Genomic DNA, 21,661 nt, shown 5'->3' with positions numbered 1-21,661 from the left:
AATTTTTGATTGTCAGTTAGTTATTGCTATTTGCTCAATGACCGACGCCAGCGTTTAGCCAGCAGAATTTTATTCTAAAGCGACCCACTTTCAGTGGCTTCTTTCAGTCGGCTTTAGCCGAAACCGCCGAATTCCATTCGCTTTCAAACCTATGGACTTACAGTCCATAGTCGTTTAGTACTATAATGATGAATGTACTGTGAAAAGAAATCTAATGACTTTACCTCGCTAAGATATTAGTTAACAAGCGTTATTGGGGAAGCTAATCTGTGCAAAGTACCATGTTGGGCGCAGCGACCGGAAGGGATAAAAACCGCCGCTTTTCCAAGGTGTCGCTTATAACACTTGTTATGTAAAAGGACTTTTTTCGGAACCAAAGGAAAAAAGAACTGCCCCCAACTTTACCCGAAATTATATTTTGCCCGATGAGGAAGAACAGTTTGGAAGGAATCCCTACCCCCTCCTGCCTCGACTACAGGCCCCAAAATCCGATGCCGGTTTCGTCGGGTAGCAGCAAGGCAATTGGCAGCACTAAAATGGAGCATGTGTCCCAAAAATAAGGCCTTATGCACACCCAGCAGCAGCGCCTAGCTAACCGGACGAAACAGCCGATTCCAGCGAACTTTATGGAAGAAATCGGCATTTGGGTCGAGCGAGAGCCAGACCAGCACGGCTTTGCCCACAAGGTGGTCTTCGGGCACGAAGCCCCAGAACCGGGAGTCTTCCGAGTTGTGCCGGTTGTCCCCCATCATGAAGTAATAGTTCTGCTTAACCGTGTACTGCGTGAGTGGCCGGCCGTGCTGCTGTATCAGGCCATCCTTCCAGGTAATGCCTTGGTTGTGTTCGTATTGGGCTACTATTTTATAGTATATCGCCGCGTTGGCCGGCGTCAGCTGAATAGTTTGACCCTTTTTGGGCACCGCCAGCGGGCCGTAATTATCGAGCTGCCAGTGGCGCGGCACGGCGCTCACGGCGCCCGAAACGTGGAAGTCGGCCGCGTCTGGAAACAACGTGTTGGCCGGCAGGATGCCGCCCGTCAAGGTGAGGGCCTGCACGTAGGGCTGGCGGCGGAAAAAAGCGGCCACGCTGGCCGGGCAGCTGATAACGTAGCCCGCTTTGCCCGTTTCGGGGTCGGTGGTGGCCGCCGGCAGGCCGTCGGGCTGGTTATAATCAACTATTTGCTGGTCGTGCAGAGCCTGGCGCACCTCGTCGTTGGGGCTGGCCACCGCCATGAAGTAGGTCATCTGGGGCTGCCCGCCGATGCTGCCGGGCCGGCCGTTCAGAAACACCTGGCCCTGGCGCAGCTCCAGCGTGTCACCAGCCACCGCGATGCAGCGCTTGATGAGGAAGGTCCGCAGGTCGGCCGGGCGCTGCTGCTCGTGCGGTACGTGAAAGACTATCACGTCATTACGCTGAATGGAGCTGAAGCCCGGAAACCGGTAGGTAGGCAGCCGAATGAGGTCCGAATAGCTCTTAATGCCCAGCACCGGCACCGTTTGGTGCGTGAGCGGCAGTTGCAGCGGCGTCTGGGGCGTGATGGGCCCGTAGTGCAGCTTGCTCACAAACAGGTAGTCGCCCACCAGCAGCGTATGCTCCATGCTCTCGGACGGAATAACGTACGCCTCCACCGCCGACCAGCGAATGAGCGTGGCCACCACCACCGCAAACAGCAGCGAATTGGCCCATTCCCGCGACTGGGATTTGGACTTGGGGGGCAGCTGGTCGGCCGCCGGGCGCTTGAACTGGGGTAGGGGCATGGGGGTAGGGAAAAGGTTAAGCTAAAAGTAAGAAAGGAAGTTACTTATGCGCGTCACGAAAGGGAACGTCCTTCCGAGCTTGCCGAGGAGTCTCGCCCGCATCGTTCGGGTTTCGCCCCCACAACGCACGCGAGATTCCTCGGCAAGCTCGGAAGGACGTTCCTTCTTATAACTTACTTGCAAGCAAGGCTTTGCGCTTGCGTCAGGCTGCTGGCACCTTGGCCGGGGCTTCCATATAAGTGCCGCAAACTTTGCAGGTGCGCAGGGCGTCGTTGGCCCAGAAGCGGTCCATGATGGGGGGGAGCTGGGCCACGATGTCGGTAATCTCGGCAAACTCCTCGTAGAGCTTGTGGCCGCAGTTTTCGCAGTACCACTGGAAGCCGTCCAGCTCGCCGGGCTGGCGGTAGCGCTCCAGCACCAGGCCGATGGTGCCGGCCGGGCGGCGCGGCGAGTGCGGCACGCCGGCGGGCAGCAAGAACATCTCACCGGCCTTGATTTCGATGTCCACCGGCTGGCCGTCTTCGATGATTTTGACGGTCATCGTGCCTTCCTGCTGGAAGAATAATTCCTCGCCCGCGTCCACGTGGTAGTCTTTGCGGGCGTTGGGGCCGCCCACCACCATCACGATAAAGTCTTTGTTGTCTTTATATACCTGCTGATTGCCCACGGGCGGCTTGAGCAGGTGGCGGTGGTCGGCAATCCACTGCTGAAAATGGAAGGGGCGGGCAATGGGCATGACGAAGCGCAAAAAAGTGAAGCGGTAAAGCTAGCTACTGCGGCCGGGCTACTTTTGTTGGGGCCGGGCGGCAAGCGCGCGGCCCGTTGCCGCATGTTCCCTACCCCCCCTTTGCCGCCAATGCCCTGGGTTGGCGCGGCTTGCTGCTGGCCGCCCTGGCCTACGCGGGACTGTCCGTCTGGTACTCGTGGCCGCTGAGCCAGGCGTGGAGTACGGCCTCCGTGGGCACCCCGCACGGCGACGCCAACCAGTACATCTGGAACGCCTGGAATTTTCAGCGCCAGGTGGCAGCCGGGCACAACCCGTTTTTCACGCCCCTGCTGCTCTACCCCCAGGGCACGGGCCTGTGGCTGCACACCTACACGCCGGTGCTGGGCCTGCTGAACGTGGCGCTGCGCCAGGAATTCTGGGCCGTAAACCTGGGCCTGCTGCTGAGCTTTGTGTTGAGTGGGGCAGGGGCGGCGCGGCTGGCGGGGCGCTGGGTGCGGCGGCCGCTGCTGGCCGCGCTGGTGGGCTTCGTGTTCGCGTTTTCGCCCTGCAAGCTGGCGCACTGGCCCGAGCACTACCACCTGCTGCTCACGGCCACGGTGCCGTTTTATATCCTGGCTTTTCTGGATGGCCTGGCCTTTGCGCCGGGCCGCTGGCGGCCGCTGGTGCGCAGCCGGCGGCAGGTGGCCTGGGCCGCTTTGCTTTTGCTAATCACTTTGCTCAGTGATTATTACACGCTGGCGGGACTGGTGTATTTCTCGGTGGGCTACGCGGCGTGGTGGGGCCTGCGGCTGGGAGAAATTAACTGGCGCACGTGGCGGCCGTGGGGGGGGGTAGGGATTATTCTCGCGCTGTCGCACTTCCTTTCGCGCGGCCTGGCGCTGCTGGGGCTCGACGACAAGGCGGGCCTGTGGTGGGGCGGCGACCTGGCCGGCTACCTCGTGCCGCCCCTCGGCAACCGCTGGCTGGCCACCGCCGCCACCGAGGCGCTCTGGCGCAGCCCGCACTTCCACAATCCGGGCTCGGTCGAGAACGTCACGTTTCTGGGCTACCTGCTGCCGCTGCTGGCGCTGGGGCTGGGCATTGGCGCGTGGCGGCGCCGGCCGGCCGGTGCGCCCGGCCCCGCCGTGCCCGCCGAAACGCGGCCCTTCGCGGCGCTGGCGCTGCTGTTTGCCCTGCTCACCATGCCCGAGCTGCGCTGGCTGGGCCGCGACCTGCTGCGCCTGCCCACCAGCCTGGTGCATTTTGTGCCGTTTCTGAACAACATTCGCTGCCCCACGCGGCTGGTGCTGCTGCTGTCGCTGCTGCTGCCGCTGGTGGTTTTCATCCGGCTCGATGGCTGGCTGCGGCGCATGCCCGCCGGGCGGGGCTGGCTCGTGGCCGGGGGGGTAGGGCTGGTTTTATTCTTCGAATTTCAGCCCACCGCCTACCCCCTCATTCGGGCAGCCGATGTGCCGCTGGCCTACCGGGTGGCCGCCGCCCGGCCCGGCCCGGTGCTGTTCCCCATTCCCTTCGGCCTGCTCGACGGCTACCGCGAAATCGGCCGCATGGACCCCGCCGAATTGTTCTACCAAACCCAGCACCACAAGGCGCTGCCGGGTGCCTACATCTCGCGGGTGCCGGCCGCCACTTTTGCCGCCTTCGCCCGCGAGCCAGTGCTGCGCGCGCTGCTGCTGGCCCAGCAGCACCCCGATTCGCTGGCCCGCCTACCCCCCCTGCGGCCCGCGCAGGTGCGGGCGTTTTGGGCGCGCTACCGGGGAGCGGTGTTTGTGGTGCATCCGCCGTTTCGGGGGCAGCCGGCGGGCAGCAGCTGCTGCGCACGCTGCTGCCCGCCGGCTACCGCGAGCAGGTGGTGCGGGGCTACGTGGTGCTGCAACCGGCCGAGTAGGCGGCGCGCCGGCGTGCCTGGGTAGGTAGTGCTGGCGGGCGGCGGGCGGCAACGCGCGGGCCTTTCAATCCTGTGGGCTTGAAAATATAATATATTATAAAAAATAATTTTAATGAATAGCGAAAACTGTTCACCGGCTATTTCGTGCTGTTAAGCGAGCAAAAGCAATCATTCAGAAGGTGACCAACATAAAATGTAATTTATGCTTACCTTTATTGGTGTAAATGTCAAACAAGCGGCATGATTATGGTACTTTGCTAATGTAAATTGACAATTAAAATTACTTTTTTATCGGCTGGCCAGCGCCAAAAACGTGGGTTTTCACCGCCCCAATTCTGGTGGCCTAATCTGGTGATAGCTACTACTTAATTCGTTACCCTGGCGAATGCTCCAGGTCATTATATCCTAAAAAATGTCGCACTTAGCTTATATAATCGAGAACGACCACATCACGGCTGTCGTCACAGAGCTGGTGCTGCGCAAAAACCTGCGGCGGGGGGAAGTGCAGCACTTTGTCAACGGCAAACTAGCATTTAATCACTTGCTGCTGAAGGCAAAAGAAAATGTGGACATCCCTGATTTGATTTTGCTGGACCTGAATATGCCCGTCATGGACGGCTGGGAATTTCTGGATGCGTTTATGAAACTTCCCATCGGCAAGCAGGTGTGCGTGTTTGTGTTGACCTCCTCCATTCACCCCGACGACCGCGAGAAAGCCAAGGGCTACAACATCGTGAAAGGCTTCTTTCCCAAGCCCTTAGATAGCAACAGCGTGGCCTGGATGCAGCAGTTCGTGCAGCTGGCCGGGGCCAGCACCAGGGCAAAGCGACTTTACGCGACCCAACAATCCTAGCAGCGCGCGTCTTAATTAAGGTAAGGACTTTATTCAGCCATTATTCGTGTCAACTCTTCTTGAACAGCATCCCGAGCTAGCCGCGTCAATCGCCTACAACCCCGTAGTGTATGACTTTCTGCAAAACTCCCTGACGGATGGCCTCTGGTACTGGAATTTACAAGTGCCCACCGAAGGCTGGGTGAATGCGACGTTCTGGCAAACGCTGGGCTATGCGGCAGACCAGGTGCCGGCCGACCCCGCCGCCTGGCGCGCCCACATGGACCCCGCCGATTTGGCCACCGCCTGGCAGCGCGCCGAAGCCTGCGTGCAAGACCCCGCCCAGGCGTTCGACCTGGTGCTGCTATGCACGTGCCGCGAGGGCTCGCCCGCGTGGCTGCGCTGCCGGGGGGTGGTGCTGCGCGGCGACGGGGGCAAGCCCTCCTGGCTGGTAGGGGCGCTGTTCGACGTGACGAAGGAAAAGCACCGGGAAGCGTATGCCCAGGAAGTGGCGACCCACTACAGCTCCATTCTGAGCAATCAGTCGGTTTACATTCTGAAAACTGACCCGCAGGGCAACTATACTTACGTTAACGACTTTTTCTACGAGCGCTTTGGCCTGGAGCACGACCTAATCGGCACCTCGTCGCTGCTCAGCATCGTGGAAGAAGACCGGCCCAAGTGCCTGGAAGTGGTGATGCAGTGCTTTCAGGCGCCGGAAGTGCCGCACCAGGTGATTTTGCGCAAGCCCTACCGCGACGGCTCCATCAAGTCCAACCACTGGGAGTTTAAAGGTATCGCGGGGGAAGGCGGGGAGCTGACGGAAATTCTGTGCGTTGGCTACGACGTGACGCTGCTGCTGGAAAACCTCCACCAGGCGCAGCACCTGCTCGACGTGACGAGCCAGCAGAACCTGCGGCTGCAAAACTTCGCCTACATTATCTCGCACAACATTCGCTCGCATTCCGCCAACCTGACGTCGCTCGTGCAGCTGCTGTCCGAAGCCAAGGGCAAAGAGCAGAAAACCATGTTTTTGCAGATGCTGGCCACCAGCACCGAGCAGCTGGCCGAAACCATCGTGAACCTCAACGATATTGTCACCATCAACAACAATGTCAGCAAGCCCAAAGCGTCGCGCGCGCTCAAAGCAGAGATTGACAAAACCCTGGAAGCGCTGAGCGTGCTCATCCGGCAGCACCACATTGCGGTGGAAGTGGCGGTGCCCCCGGCCCTGACCGTGACCGTAGTGCCGGCGTACTTAGACAGCATTTTGCTCAACCTGATTAGTAACGCGGTCAAATACCGGGCCCTGGACCGGCCCGCCTTCATTCGGCTTCAGGCGCAGGCCAACCCAGGGGGGGTAGTGCTGACGGTGCAGGACAACGGCCTGGGAATTGATACAGTTAGGTACCGTTCGAAGCTCTTTGGGATGTACAAAACGTTTCACGACAACGAAGACGCGCGCGGGGTAGGCCTGTTCATCACAAAAAACCAGGTGGAAGCCATGCAAGGCACTATTACGGTCGATAGCGAAGTCGGCGTGGGCTCCACCTTTACCATCCAGTTCCATGAAAGTTCCTAGCCTGGCCTACGTGGTCGAGGACGACCGGATTACGGCCGTTATCACGGAATTTATCGTCAAAAAGGACCTGCACTATCGCGCGGTCCAAACGTTTGGCAACGGGCAACTGGCCTTCAACCAGCTGCGGGAAGTGGTGCGCACGGGGGGTAGCATTCCCGACCTGATTTTGCTGGACCTGAACATGCCGCAGATGGATGGCTGGGAGTTTTTGGACGCGTTCGGCACCCTACCCCTGGCTCAGGAAGGCGTGCGCGTGTTTATCCTCACGTCGTCCATCCAACCCGAAGACATAGAAAAATCTACGCACTACAAAGAAGTAAAAGGCTACTTCTCAAAGCCGTTGGGCAAGGTGAACGTGCAGCGGATGAAGTCCTTGCTTCGGGATGCGGGCGAGTAGCTCCAGCAAGCCTTTTATGGATAAAGCGCGTCCTTTTTGGTTGTTTCCCCAAGGCGGGGTGCCTGGGCGGGCGGGCGCTGTTTTTTCTCCCGCTGCTATGTCTGCTTCGTCAGTCGCGAACACGTTTCCGCCCTATTTTTCTTATTTGGCCGTGGCTGGTGCCAGCGGGTTGGGGCTGGCTTTTCCGGGGGTAGCGCCCGCCGTGCTGGGGCCGATACTGGTGGTGGGCCTGGTGGTGCTGGGCCTGGCGCACGGCGCTTGCGACCAGCTCGTGCTGCCGGCCACGGGCCAAATACGCCGCGGCCAGCGGGCCTATCTGGGCCGGTTCGTGCTGGGCTACCTGGGTTTGGCGGCGGCGGCGGGGCTGGGCTGGTGGCACTGGCCGGGGGTAGCGGTGGGCTTGTTTTTTCTGCTCACCGCCTGGCACTGGGGCTCGGCCGACGCGCCGGCGCAGCCCGGCCAGCCGCTGCTATGGCTGGCGCACAGCTTGTTGCGCGGGGCGCTCTTGTTTGCCGTTCCGGCCCGGTGGTGGCCCGCCGAGACGCAGCACAGCGTCAACGGCCTGCTGGCGTTTGCCGGGGCCGCGCCGCTTGGCCCGGCCTGGTCGGCCGGCGCGGTGCCGGGGCTCTGGCTGCTGGTAGGCGCTGGGCACCTGGCACTGTGGGCCTGCTATGCCAAGCGCCGGGAAATCAGGCGCTTGCGCACCGACGCTGGAGAAGTGCTGCTGCTAACCGTTCTGTTTCTGGCCGTGCCGCCGCTGCTGGCGCTGGGGGTTTATTTTGTGTTCTGGCACAGCTTGCGGCACATGCTGCGCCTCAATCGGGTGTTTGGCTACGAAGCCCTGGGCGGCCACCGTAGGGCCTGGGCCACGCTGGGCCGGGAGGTCGCTTTTTTTATTCGGCGGGCCTTCCCCCTGTTGCTGGTCAGCCTGGCCGTGCCCGCAGGCTTGTATCTGCTCGTGCCAGCCAGGCTGGCCGCGCGCGACACGCTGTTGGGAATCGCGGTGCTCACGGCCGCTATCCTGACCCTGCCGCACGCGCTGCTGGTGAGCGTGGCCCTGGACGCGGGCAACTGGCGCGCCGGCAAGAACAAACCGAAAATAGGTGGGGGAAACAGCGCCGCGCAACTCTTACGGGAGACTTCCTGACTTATCCCTTCCCTGCATTATTCAATTTTAGAGGGCTGGTGTGCTAAGTAGTAAAATAGAAGTGATAAAATTAGTCCTAATTTTCTGATTATCAGTTTTCTATGGTCTTGCTACTTGCTACTTAATTCCGGCTACTTACTTGCTGCTGTTACGCGGTTCCTTCGCTAGAGCGCCGCTGGGGGGTAGCGCGATTTTTGTAAATCGCGTCCCCGCGCCGTTAAAGCCATTCCAACGGCGCGGGGACGCGATTTACAAAAATCGCGCTACTGTTCACTGCGCAACGTCAGTTACTTAGCTGCTATTCATCTGCGTTACCCAATTAATTAACCTTTTATCAAGCCAGGTTCCCGGTTGGCTGCCTGCCAGCCTGGCCGAACCAGCGCTTACTAGTCCCAGGTATGAGTAAATTCGACTTGAAGCTTATCTATGTGATTGAGGATGACCTCATCACGGCTACTACCACGAAGATGTTGGTAGAAAAAAACCTGCGGGAAGCTCAGGTGCAGCTTTATTCCAATGGCCAGCGGGCGCTGAGCCAGCTCACGGCGGCGCTGCGAGCGGGGAATGCCCTGCCGGACCTCATTCTGCTGGACCTGAACATGCCGCTGATGGATGGCTGGGAGTTTTTAGACGCCTTCGCCTGCCTACCCCTCACGCACCCGGTATGCGTGCTGCTGCTGACTTCCTCGATTAATTTGGAAGACCGCGCGAGAGCGGCCCGGCACCAGGCCGTGGCGGGCTATTTTACGAAGCCCTTGGATATGAGCGTGGTATCCCGAATGCTGCGCCTGCACCGGGAAGTTAATGGGCCCGGCCACGCGGAGGCTATCCTGCCGGGCGGCCTCCATTATCTGGTGTATCAGAGCTACGCCACGGTGCCGTTTGGCGACGTGCAGCTGGCGAAGCTGCTCACCCAATCCCGCGCCTTCAACGCGGCGCATGGCCTGACGGGGGTGCTGCTCTATAGCCACGGCACCATCGTGCAGCTGCTGGAAGGCAGCGAAGCCAACGTGCGCGCGGTTTTTGGCCGCATCGTGCACGACCCGCGCCACACCAACATTATAAAACTGGCCGATGGCCCGGCCGCTCACCGCTTATTTACGCAGTGGTCGATGGGGTTCCGCGCCAGCAATTCGGCCGATGTGAAGAAACTGACCGGCTACATCAACCCCAACGATAAGAATTACCTCGGGGAAAGTGCCAGCCTGGCAGATGAGGAGCTGCGAGCGCTCCTGACCAGCTTTGTCAGCGACGGCGACCTGATGGAGATGGTCTGACTCATTGCAAATCCCTACCCCCTACTTCACCGGCTCCAGCACGGAGGCTTCCACGTCGTCAATAAAGCAGGCGGCCCCGCCTTCGCTGAGCACGTAAACCTTGAGCACGTCGGTGGGGCGGGCGTCGGCGGGCACGCGGGCTTCGAAGTGAGCCTGGTTCCAGCTGCGGGGCACGCTGCCGGGGTTTTGGAGGCGCACGCCGTACCAGGCCAGGGCCTTGCCGTCGCGCTCGATGCTCAGCACCAGCTTATCGCCCCAGGCGCCGTAGTCGGAAAACACGCGGCACGAGGCCCGCACGTAGTCGTCGGGCCACACGCCGGCCGCCCCCAGCGCCACGGTCAGGGCCGGGCCGTAGGGATGGTCGGGGGTAGCGTGGTACGACTGCCGGCTGAAGTAGCCCTGCTCGGCGCTGATGTTGTCGGGGCCGGCCGGGGCCTGGTCAAAGTCGAGCTTGCCCAAGGAGCGGGCGTGGTAGTAGCGCTCGGCGCGGGGCAGGCCGGTGTGCGGCTCGTCGAGCTTGGCGTAGTCGGCCTGGGTAGGCATGGTTTTGTTGAAGACCGCGAAGTAGTAGGCGCGGTTCATCTCCTCGGGGTGAATGATGGAGCGCTGGTATTGCCAGTGCTGAAACAAGCTCAGGTCGATGAGCAGCACCGCGGCCGCCGCCGCCCCAATGGCCCAGCGCCGCCGCCGGCCGGGCACCAGCAGCCACGCCACGCCCGCGCCCCAGGGCAGCGCCAGCGCGGCGTAGCTGGGCACCAGCGCCCGGCACCCGATGCTGCCGCCATACCACCAGATGTCCCAGGCCGACACCACCCACAGGTTCAGGATAACGTATGCCAGCACCGGCACGGCCAGCCCGCGGTGCCGCCGCCACAGCGGCCCAAAGCCCAGCAGCACCAGCACCAAGATGGGCGAATAAATGAGCCAGCCCTTGCGAAAGCTGAATAAAATGGCCCACACGTGCGGCCGCAAAAAGCTGAAATGCTGGTCGCCGTAGCTGTAAAACAGCCAGTGCCCGGTGGCCCATTCCCAATATAAGCCCTGCGGCAACACGCCCAGCACGCCGCCCAGCACCAGCAGCGCCACATCGGGCCAGCGGGTGCGCAGCAGCGCCAGCCTGGCGCGGGCGGCGGCCAGGCTCCCTACCCCCCACAAGACCGGCAACGTCGCCGCCACCGCCTCCGAGGGCCGGATGAGCACCAGCAGCCCCAGCACCAGCCCAATGGCAAACGCTACCCCCCGCGTGGGCCGCCGGTGCCAGCGCCGCGTCAGCAGCAGCAGCGCGGCGTAGCCAGTGAAGAGGTAGTTGTGCGGCATGGCCGTGTCGTACACCGCGTACTGGAAGTAGTTGGTGCCCAGCACCAGCGTCACCAGCACCAGCGTCGCCACGGCGTCGGTGAAGTAGTGCAGCAGCAGGCGGCGCAGCAGCCCCAGGCCCAGCAGCGCGTAGAGCAGGCCGCCGAAGGCAATGGCAAGCTGATAGGGGGCCGAAAAGCCATCCTGCGGGTAGCCCCACCAGCCGGCGGCCCAGTGCCCAAGCCAGAAAAAGGGCGTCCAGAGCAGCGCCAGGCCAATCGGGTACTTCATCACGAGCTGCCCCGTCGCCGCGCCCGGCACCTGAAACGCCTGGTAGAACGAGCCCGTGGGCGAGTATTCGCGCAGAATGTCGGGGACAAACTCCAGCCGGCCCAGGTCGTGGTAGATAAACCGGGCCGGCAGGTAGAGGTAGTAGCCCATCACGTCCCAGGTCAGGATGGCCTGCACGTTGTGCGTGTCCCAGTACGGCGCCCACAGGCGGGCCTGCAGCAGCAGCACGAACAGCACCAGCACCGCCGCCAGCGAAATAGGTCCGCGCGCCGAGGGCGGCGCGCCCAGCGAAGTAGCGTCTTGCATAGCGAATAAGAAGGTCAAAAAAAGCCGCCGCGAATAACGCCGCGCTACTCGGCCCCGCGCCGCAGCACCACGTCGTCGAGGTAGGCGGGCGAGGTACCCTGGTCGTTCCAGAGATATACCTTGAGCAGGTTGGTGCCGGTGGCCGTGGCCGGCAGCTCCACGGGTAGCTTCACGGCCACCCACTCGCCAAACCTGGGCGTGGCCGAGGCCAGCGGCAGCGCGGCGTAGGCCACGCCTGTGTCGTCGGTGCGGCTGGCCACTACTTGCACCACCAGCCGGGCCGTGCTGCCGGCCGCCGTGCGCAGCACCCAGCCCGTCAGCTCCAGGCGGTGGGGTAGGGCGCCGGGGCACAGCTCGCCCAGCGGGCGGGCAAACGTGTAGCTGAACGGCTGCTGCGGGCTGGCCAGCACGGCCGCCCGCCCGCTGTGGGCCCGCGCCGTGGTCAGCGAGGGCTGCTCGCCGCCCCAGCCCAGGCTGTGCTCAAAGTCGTTGCTCATCAAGGTGTTGGCATCAGAAGCGGCGGGGGCAGGGGCGGCCTGGTGGCACGCAGTAGCCAGCCCCAGCAGGGCAATAAGCAAGCGAGAAGGATGCGGGGGGAAGAAGGACATAAGAGGGGGGTAGGGCTACGCCGGCCCCCGCGCGACTGCCACGCGGGCGCAAGCCGGGGAGCCAGTGGCCTATTGTACTTCCGATATTTTTAAATCATCCACGTAAGCCGGGCTGCCCGCCACCGACCGCCACAGGAATACCCGTATTTGCTGGTTGCCGGCAACATCAGCCGGCAGGGTAATGTCCTTGCTGATTTTCACCCACTTACCCGGAGTTTTAATGGCGTCGGCATATTCGATGCCATCGCTAAAGAGCACCTTGTCCTGCGCCGCGTTAAATAGCTGAAAGCCTATTTTGGCCGTTGCGTTGGCGTCCGTCATGAAGCCCCAGGCTTCTACGCGCAGCTTGCGGGGGCGGTGGTCAATAATTTTTTCCAGCACCATCGCGTAGCCCATCCCAAACTCGTCCTGCGGGCCCACCTTCACGCAGTAGTGGCCGGAATGCGCGCGCTCACTCGTAACCGACGGGGAGGGATTGGGCACCCAGCCCACCACCGCCTCGTAGTCGTTGAATGCCAGCAGCGTGCTGGTGCCGTCAGTGGTTGAATCCTGCTTGCAGCTGGTGGCAGCCAGTAAGCTGAGCCCCGCGAGGGGAGCCAGCCAGAAACGAAAGGTAGGGGTAGGCATATACGAAAAAGAAAAGGCGGAAAAAATCGCGCTAAGCTAGAAACAAACCTCCCTAGTCGGGGCGGGCGGGCGGAGCGGGGGCGGGCAACCCGGCGCGGCGCGGCAGGCGCGTTCGCACCCAGGCGGCCAGCACGGGCCCTTGCTCGGCCAGCAGCAGCACCGCGCCGAAGGGGAGCAGCCAGGCCACGCGGCCCTGCAGGCGGTCCAGCACGTTGGCCAGGGCTCCGGCGGCAAACGCATTGGCCACCAGCCCCAGCCCCCACAGCGCGAGTAGCAGGAGCACGGGCGCGCGCCCGGCCGCCCATTGGCCCCGGCGCTTGGCGGCTACCCCCCCCAGCACGACCAGCAGCGCCAGCAGCTGCGCGGCGTAAGCGCGCGCGTTGAGGTCCTCAAAATGAAGCGCGTTGTGGTTTTGCAGCGACGAAAGGTAGGGCTTCATCTCGTAGGCGGCCAGGTCGGGAATGCGCCAGTAGGGACTGCTGTTTTCGCGGTAAGCCCACAGGCCATCGCCGTGGGCGATGTGGGTGAGCTGGCGCAGCGTGCTCTGCACGGCCATCGCGGCCAGCCGGGGGTAGTAGCGCGGGGAGGTCAGAATGGCGCGCACGATGCGGCGATAGCCGGCCAGGTTGGCCTCCAGGCCGCCCGTGATTTGATACGGACTGTCCTGGCCCCACAAAAAGCCAACGGCGTCGTTGGGCAGCCGGTCGCGGTAGGCGCACAGCCAGGTTGCGTCGGGGTCGCCGCAGTGGTCGGCCAGGTAGGCATCCAGGATGCCCGCCTCCACCAGCCGGCCCATTAAAAATATCGGGGCGGCCCGCGTGATGGTAAACCCGCCCCCAAAAGCCGCGTGCAGGGTGGGCAGCACCACCCAGCCCGCCAGCACCACGGCCGTGGCGGCCAGCCAGTGCGCCCGCCGCAGCAGCCGGCGGGCAAAGAGCCGCTGCTGCCAGGCGGCCACGCCAAAGCCCAGCGCGGTAATGCTAAAAGACAACAAGTTGGAGGAGTGCATAATCGCGCTCAGCAGCAGCAGCGCCAGCAGCAGCCCCTGCTCCAGGCCCGACCGGAACCGCCCCAGCACCAGCAAGCCCAGCGCCAGCAGGCCGATGGCCGTAAAAATATCGGGCATCAGCTGGCTGCAATACCACGAAAAGCCCGTGGCCCAGGCCACTACCCCCACCAGGGCCAGCCGGAGCGGCCAGCTCCGCAGCCAGGGCACGAACTCCACCACGCAGCGCAGCAGCAGGGCGGCCAGCAGCAAGCTTTGCGCCCAGATAATAAACCAGTACGAAAACCGCAGGCTCGTCACCAGCATGAACAGGCCGTAGGTGATGGGCCGGTCGGAGGGGACTTCCTGGTGAATGGCCGAATTGATGTAGGCCCCCGAGTCGGAGGTGACCAGCGGAAACCCGTTGTAGAGGGCCGCCGAGAGGCAAATCAGGCTGCATAGCAGCAACCAGCCGAGTTGGGGTAGCCAGGCGGCCCAACGGGAAGAATTAGTCATGCGGAAAGGCAGGTGGTGCGCGAAGCAAAAAAGCGGCTCACCATTTAAGCCGAAAAATAGACAAGACCACCTCATTGCCCGCCCGAATAGTCCCCGTTTCGTGGGGCAGGTCGTAGGGGGCGGGGTGGCAGCGGTAGTTGGCTAAAAAGTAGTCGGCTTCCTCCGGCTTATATACTACCTGGATGCGCTCCTTGCTGCCAGGGGGTAGCATCTGGCTGTTGTCGCGCAGGGGCGGCGACATGCCGGGGTCGGTGCAGACCCGAATAACGGGCCGGTCATCGTGCGCGAGCACCCATTCCAGGCCCCGCAGGTAGCTGATGCCCCAGTAGTCCTGCTCGAAGCGGGCCTTGGGGTTTGGGCCGGCCAGCACGTTAAAGTAGAGGCTTTCGAGCGGGTACATCCAGACTATCTGAACCGCGGAGCTGAGCGCGCCTATTGCCAGCGCCCCCGCCACCAGCCGCTGCTGCCACCAGGCGCGGCCGGGCAGCCAGCGCCACAGCGCCACCAGCCCCCGCAGCGCCACCAGCAGCAGGGGGGGGTAGATAAAATACGTTTGCCGCCAGCCGTCGTACAGCACCGAATGCAGCACGATAACGGCTAGCAACGGGCTCAGGCCCAGGCCCAAAAACAGCAGGTCCTGCCACTCGCGGGTGCCGGCCCCGTACAGGAGCCAGCCCCGGCGCACGGCCTGCCGGACAACGACCCCCAGCCCCAGCCCCAGCAGGGCCAGCTGCGCCAGGGGGGTAGTGATGAGTATCCATTGCGGCACATAGTGCCAGGGCAGGTCGAAGGCGTAGATAACTTTGCCCCGGTACAGGATGGGCCCATCCCAGCGAAAGTGCTGCATATTATGAAACGCCTGCACGAAGTTGGTCCAGGGGGCAGCCCAGAGAAAGGGCCAGCAGGCCACCACCAGCAGCGGCAGCAACAGCGCGTAGCTGAGCAGCCCGCCCACCCGCTGCCGGGCGCTGACGACCGCCCGGTACTCGCCCCGCGCCGACTGCCACGCCACCAGCACCAGCGTAGCCAGGGGCCAGAGCACGGCCATCAGCCGCACGTCGATGGCCAGCGCGCAGGCCAGCGCGTGGAGGCAGGCCCAGCGCCAGGTGGGCCGCTCCACGAAGCGCACGGTGGTGTAAGTAGCTACCGTGCTCACGGCCAGAAAAACGGCATCCTTGTCATTATAAAAAAACTCCCCGAATAGCCGGGGACTCAGCACCAGCAAGGCCGCCGCCGCCAGGCCCGCCCGCCAGTCGCCGCCGTAGCGCCGCCGGCCTAGCCCATACAGCGCCAGCACGCCCACCCAGCTAACCAGAAAAGTGCATAAGTGCCGGAAAATGAAAACCGAGCGCGTATCCGGCAGCTCCAACAGGCGTTCGGCCAGCGTCACGGGCAGCTCATACGCCACACCGTAGTCGCGGTCCTTGAACTGCGCCAGCGGCACGTTGAAATAAGCAAAATTGCCCCACTGGCTGGGCTGAGTCACGAAGCCAGGGTTCACCTTGTCAGCCACGTAGCGCAGGCTGGTCATGCCGATTTCCCGGCTGGGCTGGGCGTCATACGATATGCCGTAGTCGCGCACGGTGGCCAGGCCCAGCACCAGCAGTCCGCCCAGGCAAAGGCCGACCAGCCAGTGCCGCCAGCGGCTGTCGCGGGCCAGCAATCGGGGTAGTGTCATAGCAAGCTGCGGAATGTATTTTTAAATTTACCGTTGAATAGTAGCGCGAACTTACTCTCCCGCGCCCGCGTCTGCGCCGTACAGGGGGCGGGGTAGGGCCACATCTCCTGGCTGCTAAATTCAAAAGCTGCCTTTTTAATGTCGAAGCTACGACGTGCTGCTTGGCGGCTAGTGCTGCTGCTACTATGGAGCCTGGGGCTAGCCAGCCCGCCGGCGCGGGCACAATCAGCCGCGCCCCTACCCGACTCCATTCGCGTGGGCCTCACCGAAGCCCGGCTTCGCTACTACCTGAGCCGGGCCCTCACCTTGCAGGGCATCGTGGGGATTCCCAGCTCCGCCCGGCAGCCGCTGCTGCCCTGGGCCGCCCAGCTGGGCACTCGTTTCGCCGGCCGGGTGGGTGGCTTCTGGCTGACGCCCAGCTCGGATGCCGCCGAGCAGGCCTGGTACGACTCGACCCGGCAAACCGTGGCGCGCCTGCGGGCGGGCCAGCCCGACATGATAGTGCAGGGGGCGGTGTTTGAGATAGTATATCCGGGCGTGAACAACCTGATGGTGCCCAACCGCCTCCGGGCCGAGTTTGGCGAAGATACCGTGCGGCTCGCCCGGCGGCATTTTTGCCTGGACAGCATGATGTACCCCGCGTATTTTGCTGGCCCCGACCCGGCGCACTATCGCCTCGAAAACCGCCCGCCCGGCCAGGCCGCCGGCGTGCCCGACATGAGCCGGCCCGAAACGCGGCTGTGGTTCTGTTTTTGTGCTTTCCGCCAGCTCGATGCGGGGTGCGAAGCGCTGCACTTTGGCCAGGTGCGCCTCATGGACAACCGCGACCCCGGCCACCACGCCTGGTGGCAAATGCTGGCGCGGGTGCGCCGCTATGCCCGCACCCGCAACCGGGGCTTCGTGCTCTGCGATGCCCACACGCACGGCGAATTCTACGACCCCGACCCCGCCCACCCGCTGCCCGATTCGGTGCGCCAGCTGCTGTTCGATTTTCACGCTACCCCCCTGCGGCCCACCGAAACCGACACGCTGCGCCACGGTACCCACGGGGCCCGGCTCGACTATGCCGTCTGGGTGCAGCCCGATGCGGCGCTCTACGGCCTGAGCGCCGGGGGCCGCACGCCCAGCGGCTGGTATTGCCGGCACCTGCCGGGGCTAGTAGAATTTGATAATTGCGGAGGCGCGGTGCCCGGCCGGCCCGGCCAGCCGCCCTTCGTGTGGGGCATGGATGAAATATCGTGGTTTGCCAACCAGTCGCCGGCTTATCGTAGCAAATGGCTGGTGTACGCGGCGGCCCGCGTGCGGCAGCTCGACCCGAATGTGTATCTGCAGATGCCGGGCTTTCGAGTAGTGGCCGTGCCGGGCCAGCCCGTGCGCGACTACCGGGCTGACCTCGACGACCAAGGGGCTACTATCCGCGGCATTTGGGAGGGCAGCACCGCCGCCGAGGCGCGGCAGCTGCTGCTTGTTGGGCCGCCCGCCCCCGGAAGCTAGGCGATAGACGCTGATTTTGGGGAGCTTAAGTAGCTGCTGGCACGCAGTCGCTTGTCCGAAAGCACTGCGTGCCAGCAGCAAAGTAATTATCTGCATGGTCACGCGCAGGGCGAGACGCTGGCGCTCAGCGGCTCTCCCTACCCCCCCCGGCCGCGCCAAAGGGAGCCGGAACCCCGTTTGCCCGCGCTACTGGCCCACGGCCAGGCGCTGGCTGGTGGCGGTGCCGTCGGCGGCGGTGGCGCGCACCACGTAGAGGCCGGGGGCCAGGCCGCGCAGGTCGAGGGTGTGGGTGCGGGAAAGGGTGGCGTCGGCGCGCACCTGGCGGCCGGCTAGGTCGAACAATACCAGGCGGGTAGGCTGGGCGGTTTCGGCGGTGGCGGCCTGGCTGGCGGGGTTGGGGTAGAGGCTGAGGCCCAGCGTGGCGGCGGCCCCGGCGCGGGTGGCCAGCACGCTGGGGCTGCGCACCAGGAAGCTCACGACGCCGCCGGTTTCGGTGCCGATATACAGCTCGGGGTGGCCATCGTGGTTCAGGTCGGCGGCGGCGGCGGCAAAGCGCAGCACGTAGCCGTGGCCCAGCCGCGCCGGCTCATACAGCCCGCTAAAGGTGTCGTAAAACAGCTCGGTGCGGCCAATAAAATTGCTGCCCTGGCCCCGGAAATTGCTGTATAGACTCATCGTGCCGATGCCGTCCAGCGTCAGCAGGTCGGGCGCGCCGTCGCCGTCGAAGTCGGCCACGGCCGGGCTCAGGTAGGGCGGGCGGCTCCCCCCGTCCAGCAGCTTGCCATAGTCGTTGTTGGCCAGCACGAAGAGATTATCCACGTTGCCGCCGGCCGCCGGGCCCTGGTTGCGGAAGTAGCGTAGGCTGCCGCCCGCCTCATTTATATCGTTGGTGCCCAGCAGCATATCCACGTAGCCATCGCCATCCACGTCGAAAAAGCACGGCGTGTCGCCCTGCTTGGCGGGCAGCACGCCAGTGCCCGCCGCGCCCTGCGGCCGAAAGTAGCTGACTTTGCTGATATCAAAGCGCACGGCCTGGCCGGCCGGCGCGGCGTTCAGCAGGTAGTTGATGTGGTTGGTCGTGCCATCATACACCGAGTACACCAAGTCGAGGGCGCCGTCGCGGTTAAGGTCGGCCAGCGCCAGGCGCAAGGACTCGAACTTGACAGTGGGGGTAAGGGCGGCTTTGGCGGCCAGGCCCAGGTAGTCTTCCGTCACGAGCCGGAACACCGGGCGGCGGGCGGTGCCCACGTTGCGGTAGTAGTAGATGCTGGCGCGGTAGTAGCCGTTCACCAGGTCGGCCTGGTTGCCCACCAGCATATCGGTCAGCCCGTCGCCGTCGATGTCGCCGAAGGCCGGCACGCTCCCTTCGCTGGCATCGAGCATGTCATTTTGCAAAAAACCGTCATTCACCAGGCTGAAGCTGGGCACGGCCGCAGCGCTGGCCGCCCCGTTCTGATACTGCCGGATGCTGTGGCGCATGCTCACGCGGTCGAGCGAGTTGTCGGTCATGTCGGGTGCCACCACCAAATCAGGCACGCCGTCGAAGTTGGCATCAAAGTAATACGGGGCCGGAAAAACCGGCAGATTCACCGGCGCGGCGGCCGACGGAAACGCGCTGCTCACGCCCGCCGGGGCCAGCAGCGCATCAATGGTTGAAGGCCCCGAGTTGAGCAGGCGCGTGAGCAGCGCGCAGTTGTCGCGGCCATCGAGCAGGTCGAGCTTGCCGTCGCCGTTGAGGTCAATCAGCAGCACGTTGTGGCCGGTGCTGTGCTGGGTGCGAAAGCTGACGCAGGCCGGCGCGCTCTGCAGCTGGTAGCTGGCGCAATCGACGCAGGCCACGAGCTGGCCCCAGTAGTTGCTGCTTTGGGTGAAGGAGCTGATGCCGCCGCAGGCATCCGTGCTGGTGTTCAGGTACAGCTCCAGCACGGTGGAGGCCACGAAATCATAGGTCAGAATATCGAGCCGCCCGTCGCCGTTCACGTCCTGAATGCAGGGTAGGTTATAGGAGCCAATGTTGAGGTTGCTGGTGTAGCCGTTGCCAATCGGAAAAGTCAACTGATTATTAATCAGCACGAAAGTAGCGTGCCCGCTGGCGTCGGCCACGTTGCGAAACACCCGGATGTCGCCGCCGCTGGCAAAGGTGAACAAGTCGGGCCGGCCGTCGCAATCATAGTCGCGCAGCAGCGCCCAGCCGCTGAGGTCCCTCGGAAACGCCCACTCATAGTCGGGCGCGTACTGCCAGCTGCGGCCCGCGCCGCCTACCCCTGCCACGCTCAGAAAGGTATAGCAGCGCGAAGTCTGGCGGTCGAAGGCGAACAGGTCAGGCTGCCCGTCGCCATTGAGGTCGATGCTGCTGAACTGCGGCGTGTTGAGGCCACCCGTCCACGCCTGGCGCAGCGTGTCGGTGCCCTGCACGATTTTGGCCACGCTCCCGAAGGCAAAGCCAAACTGCGTACCGGGCGTTTGGGCCCAAAGCCGGCCGGGCAGCAGCCCCGCCAACAGCGCCAGCAGCAGCGCGCCGCGCGATAAAAGATTCAGCATAAAAGATGAGCAGACGGGAAATATACTAACAGCGCAGGCCGCGCCCATAGTTTACGGCGCGGCGTAAAAATTGCCCGTTACTTTGTGGCTGTCAGCTTAGCCCCGCTACGGGGCACCTCACCCCCTAGCCCCCTCTCCTGCGGAGAGGAGGAACTAGCTCTAGTTTTAGTCTTCTAAAAACCAATTGATTGAAGCTATAGTTAGAAATTAGTCCCCCCTCTCCACCGGAGAGGGGGCTAGGGGGTGAGGTGCCCCGGAGGGCGAGCCGCCAGAACGTAACCCTACCCCCTCGGCCACCCGTCATGACCCTCTACGACCACTACCGCGCCGCCAAAGGCCAGGTCAGTACCGACTCGCGCCAGCCCCAGCCGGGCACTCTGTTTTTCGCCCTCAACGGCCCCACTTTTCGCGGGGTCGATTTTGCCGCCCTCGCCCTCGAGAAAGGCGCTCGCCACGCCGTGGTCGATGATGAAGTGCTAGCTGCCTGCGACCCCGCGCACTACACCTACGCCCCCGACCCGCTGGCCGCCCTGCAAGCGCTGGCGCAGGAGCACCGCCGCCGCTTCGTGGGCCCCGTGCTGGCCGTGACCGGCTCCAACGGCAAAACCACCACCAAGGAATTGCTGGCCGCCGTGCTGGGGCAGAAGTATAAGGTGCTGGCTACCAGCGGCAATCTCAACAACCACATCGGCGTGCCGCTCACGCTGCTGCGCCTGCGCCTGGCCGAGCACAACTTTGCCATCATCGAGATGGGGGCCAACCACCAGGGGGAAATTGCCAGCTACTGCCAGTGGGCCGCCCCGACCCACGGCCTCATCACCAACATCGGCAAGGCCCACCTCGAAGGCTTTGGCGGCGTGGAAGGCATTGCCAAGGGCAAGGGTGAGCTGTTCGATTACCTGGCCCAAAACGGGGGGGTAGCGTTTGTGAACACCCTCGATGCCCGGCTGCCCGGCCTGGCCGCCGCCGTGCCGCAGCGCGCCACCTTTCCCGGCCCCGCCGACGCCTACCCCGCCACGCTGCTGGAAGCCGCGCCGGCGCTGCACCTGCGCCTGGGCGATGGCCCCGAGGTGATGGCCCAACTCACGGGCAGCTACAATTTTCCGAATATGGCCGCCGCCGCCGCCGTAGGGGCGTTTTTTCGGGTGCCGGCCGAGCGCATCGCCGCCGCCCTGGCCGCCTACAACCCGCAAAATAACCGCTCGCAGCTCGTGCGCACGGCCCGCGGCAACGACCTCATCCTCGACGCCTACAACGCCAACCCCAGCAGCATGGCCGCCGCGCTGCGCAGCTTCGCGCAGCGGCCCGTGGCCGCCGGGCAGGGCAGGGTAGCCATCCTAGGCGACATGCTGGAGCTGGGCAGCAGCGCCACCGCCGAGCACTGGGCGCTGGGCGAATTATTAGCCACGCTCCAACTAACGCAGGTGCTGCTGGTAGGCCCGCTCATGCAGGCCGCCGCCGCCGCCTACCCCCTCGCCCAGCACGTGCCCACCAAAGCGGATGCCGTAGAATGGCTGACCCAGCACCCGCTCGCCGGCCAGCTCGTGCTGCTCAAAGGCAGCCGCGGCATGGGCCTCGAAACGCTGGTGGAGGTTATTTGATAAGTAACTGCTGTTACGTAGCGGGGAGTAGCGCGAACTTTGTAGTTCGCGTCCCCGCGCCGTTAAAGCCATTGCAACGGCGCGGGGACGCGAACTACCAAGTTCGCGCTACTC

The 21,661-nt window shown here is 63.7% G+C and carries 16 protein-coding genes; 8 read left to right on the top strand and 8 right to left on the bottom strand.

Features of this window, described 5'->3' with window-relative positions; translation table 11 throughout:
- Positions 1 to 587: 587 nt before the first annotated feature.
- A complete protein-coding gene (locus A0257_13025; protein ID AMR27919.1) occupies positions 588 to 1,757 on the bottom strand; it encodes a S26 family signal peptidase in 1,170 nt (389 codons plus the stop codon).
- A 202-nt stretch (positions 1,758 to 1,959) separates the two neighbouring features.
- Complete coding sequence (locus A0257_13020) at positions 1,960 to 2,493, bottom strand: 3-hydroxyanthranilate 3,4-dioxygenase (protein AMR27918.1); 534 nt, start codon at positions 2,491 to 2,493, stop codon at positions 1,960 to 1,962.
- Between the two features lie 86 nt (positions 2,494 to 2,579).
- On the opposite strand from A0257_13020, the gene A0257_13015 reads away from it, so the two are divergent.
- From A0257_13015 to A0257_12990, 6 genes are all read left to right on the top strand, one after another.
- Entirely contained in the window at positions 2,580 to 4,394 is a 1,815-nt protein-coding gene (locus tag A0257_13015) for a hypothetical protein (protein AMR27917.1), read from the top strand.
- A gap of 387 nt (positions 4,395 to 4,781) precedes the next feature.
- On the top strand, positions 4,782 to 5,222 hold the full coding sequence (locus A0257_13010) for a hypothetical protein (protein ID AMR27916.1): 441 nt from the start codon (positions 4,782 to 4,784) through the stop codon (positions 5,220 to 5,222).
- Between the two features lie 106 nt (positions 5,223 to 5,328).
- Complete coding sequence (locus A0257_13005; protein AMR27915.1) at positions 5,329 to 6,783, top strand: hypothetical protein; 1,455 nt, start codon at positions 5,329 to 5,331, stop codon at positions 6,781 to 6,783.
- Complete coding sequence (locus A0257_13000) at positions 6,770 to 7,180, top strand: hypothetical protein (protein AMR27914.1); 411 nt, start codon at positions 6,770 to 6,772, stop codon at positions 7,178 to 7,180. Before A0257_13005 ends, A0257_13000 begins: the two co-directional genes overlap by 14 nt.
- Positions 7,181 to 7,325: 145 nt before the next feature.
- A complete protein-coding gene (locus A0257_12995; GenBank protein AMR27913.1) occupies positions 7,326 to 8,327 on the top strand; it encodes a hypothetical protein in 1,002 nt (333 codons plus the stop codon).
- Positions 8,328 to 8,725: 398 nt separating this feature from the next.
- The gene (locus A0257_12990; GenBank protein AMR27912.1) at positions 8,726 to 9,604 is read left to right on the top strand and encodes a hypothetical protein; all 879 of its coding nucleotides are present in this window, start codon (positions 8,726 to 8,728) and stop codon (positions 9,602 to 9,604) included.
- A 21-nt stretch (positions 9,605 to 9,625) separates the two neighbouring features.
- On the opposite strand, the gene A0257_12985 is transcribed toward A0257_12990, so the two are convergent.
- The 5 genes from A0257_12985 to A0257_12965 form a co-directional block, all read right to left on the bottom strand.
- The gene (locus tag A0257_12985; protein ID AMR27911.1) at positions 9,626 to 11,497 is read right to left on the bottom strand and encodes a hypothetical protein; all 1,872 of its coding nucleotides are present in this window, start codon (positions 11,495 to 11,497) and stop codon (positions 9,626 to 9,628) included.
- A gap of 44 nt (positions 11,498 to 11,541) precedes the next feature.
- Positions 11,542 to 12,075 carry a hypothetical protein gene (locus A0257_12980; protein ID AMR27910.1) on the bottom strand — a complete coding sequence of 178 codons (534 nt, stop codon included), beginning with the start codon at positions 12,073 to 12,075 and terminating at the stop codon, positions 11,542 to 11,544.
- A 99-nt stretch (positions 12,076 to 12,174) separates the two neighbouring features.
- A complete protein-coding gene (locus A0257_12975) occupies positions 12,175 to 12,732 on the bottom strand; it encodes a hypothetical protein (GenBank protein ID AMR27909.1) in 558 nt (185 codons plus the stop codon).
- Between the two features lie 52 nt (positions 12,733 to 12,784).
- On the bottom strand, positions 12,785 to 14,233 hold the full coding sequence (locus A0257_12970) for a hypothetical protein (protein AMR27908.1): 1,449 nt from the start codon (positions 14,231 to 14,233) through the stop codon (positions 12,785 to 12,787).
- Positions 14,234 to 14,270: 37 nt separating this feature from the next.
- Positions 14,271 to 15,896 (bottom strand): hypothetical protein, encoded by a 1,626-nt coding sequence (locus A0257_12965; GenBank protein ID AMR27907.1) that lies wholly within the window; start codon positions 15,894 to 15,896, stop codon positions 14,271 to 14,273.
- Positions 15,897 to 16,082: 186 nt separating this feature from the next.
- On the opposite strand from A0257_12965, the gene A0257_12960 reads away from it, so the two are divergent.
- Complete coding sequence (locus tag A0257_12960) at positions 16,083 to 17,405, top strand: hypothetical protein (protein ID AMR27906.1); 1,323 nt, start codon at positions 16,083 to 16,085, stop codon at positions 17,403 to 17,405.
- A 186-nt stretch (positions 17,406 to 17,591) separates the two neighbouring features.
- Here A0257_12960 and A0257_12955 read toward each other — a convergent pair whose 3' ends face one another.
- Positions 17,592 to 19,946: a hypothetical protein gene (locus A0257_12955; GenBank protein ID AMR27905.1), complete on the bottom strand. Its 2,355-nt coding sequence runs from the start codon at positions 19,944 to 19,946 to the stop codon at positions 17,592 to 17,594.
- A gap of 302 nt (positions 19,947 to 20,248) precedes the next feature.
- On the opposite strand from A0257_12955, the gene A0257_12950 reads away from it, so the two are divergent.
- Positions 20,249 to 21,547 carry a UDP-N-acetylmuramoyl-tripeptide--D-alanyl-D-alanine ligase gene (locus A0257_12950; GenBank protein AMR27904.1) on the top strand — a complete coding sequence of 433 codons (1,299 nt, stop codon included), beginning with the start codon at positions 20,249 to 20,251 and terminating at the stop codon, positions 21,545 to 21,547.
- The last annotated feature ends 114 nt before the right edge of the window (positions 21,548 to 21,661 follow it).

The sequence above is a fragment of the Hymenobacter psoromatis genome (assembly GCA_001596155.1).
GTDB lineage: Bacteria > Bacteroidota > Bacteroidia > Cytophagales > Hymenobacteraceae > Hymenobacter.
This window is presented reverse-complemented; position numbering and strand designations above follow the sequence as displayed.